Source organism: Nitratidesulfovibrio oxamicus, from assembly GCF_015731765.1.
Taxonomy (GTDB): domain Bacteria; phylum Desulfobacterota; class Desulfovibrionia; order Desulfovibrionales; family Desulfovibrionaceae; genus Cupidesulfovibrio; species Cupidesulfovibrio oxamicus.
In genome coordinates, this window is record NZ_VRYY01000574.1 from 1 (window position 1) to 1,311 (window position 1,311).

The 1,311-nt window shown below is 70.4% G+C and carries 1 protein-coding gene; it reads left to right on the top strand.

The window, feature by feature from the left end:
- The coding region (locus FVW20_RS15775) for a PD-(D/E)XK nuclease family protein (RefSeq protein WP_196610352.1) at positions 1-1,239 on the top strand (1,239 nt) is incomplete at its 5' end.
- Positions 1,240-1,311: the final 72 nt, after the last annotated feature.

Consider the following 1,311-nt stretch of genomic DNA (forward strand, 5'->3'; position numbering starts at 1 on the left):
CCGCTGCTGCCCGACAGCCTGCGCGCCATGGCCGGGCTGCCCGATTCGCGCCGCCGCGAGCGGGTGGCCGCGCACAACTTCCACCGTCTGCTGGCCGGTGCGGAACAGGCCGTGCTGTGCTACCAGACCGGCGTGGACCGCAGCGGCCTGCTGGACGAAAAGAAGATCCGCAGCCGCTTCGTGGAAGAACTGCTGTGGCGCGAGGAACGGGCGCGCGGCGGCCTGCTCTCTCCCGGGCAGCCCCCGCTGCATGCCGCCGCGTGCACGGTGCGTCCGTTCCGTTCCGCGCCGCGCCCCATCGAACGCACCACCGCCATCAACGATGCGCTGGAACGGCTGCTGGACGCGCCCGTGTCGCCCTCCACCCTCGACGCATGGCTGACCTGCCCGGTGCGCTTCTTTCACGAACGGCTGGCCGGGCTGGCCCCGCCGGACGAGGTGAACGAAGGCGACGACCCCATTGCCGTGGGCGACCTGCTGCACAAGGTGCTGCTGGACTTTCACCTGCCCCACAAGGGGCGCGAGGTGCGCCGCGACGAACTTTCCGCCGAACACCTTACCCGGCTGTTCCTGCAACGGCTCGGCGCCTCGGGCCTTTCCGCCCAGTTGCCGCCAGACGCCCTGCTGATGCTGGAGGTGGCCGGACCGGAACGCCTTGGCCGCTACCTGTCCCGCCAGCCGGAACGGTTCACCGTGCTGGAACTGGAGGAACCGGTGGAGGCCACCATCGACGTGCCGGGCAGCGCTGGCCGTCGCATCCGCCGCCTGCATGGCCGGGTGGACCGGGTGGACCTGCGCGACTTCGAAGACGGCCAGGGCGCGGTGATCCTGGACTACAAGACCGGCAAGGTGGAATGGAAGCCGTCCGCGTGGTCCGACGACGCGCTGTGGGAACGCATCGAGGTGTGGACCCCGGACCGTGACCCCGACCTGCTGGCCGACGTGGCCGGTGCCCTGCACGGCGTGCAGTTGCCCGCCTACGTCCACATGTACGGCCAGCATTCCGGGCGCGACGTGCACGACGCCGCCTGGGTCATCCTGCGCGACGCCGGGCAGGAACTGCCCCTGTTCGGAGACGGCACGGACGACGAAACCCGCGATGCGGCCATCACCACCCGCATTCCCGCCCTGCTCTCCTTCCTGTTGCGGCACATGGCCGAAGCGCCGTTGCTGCTGCCACGCGACGGTAAACATTGCGACTGGTGCTCTTGCACGAAACTGTGTAAAATACGCGCTTGAGGGAACGGGCCGCATCGGCCCTTCCGCGCCGCCAGCGCGGCGTCCGCCCGGCCACGGCCCGGCGGCGCATGC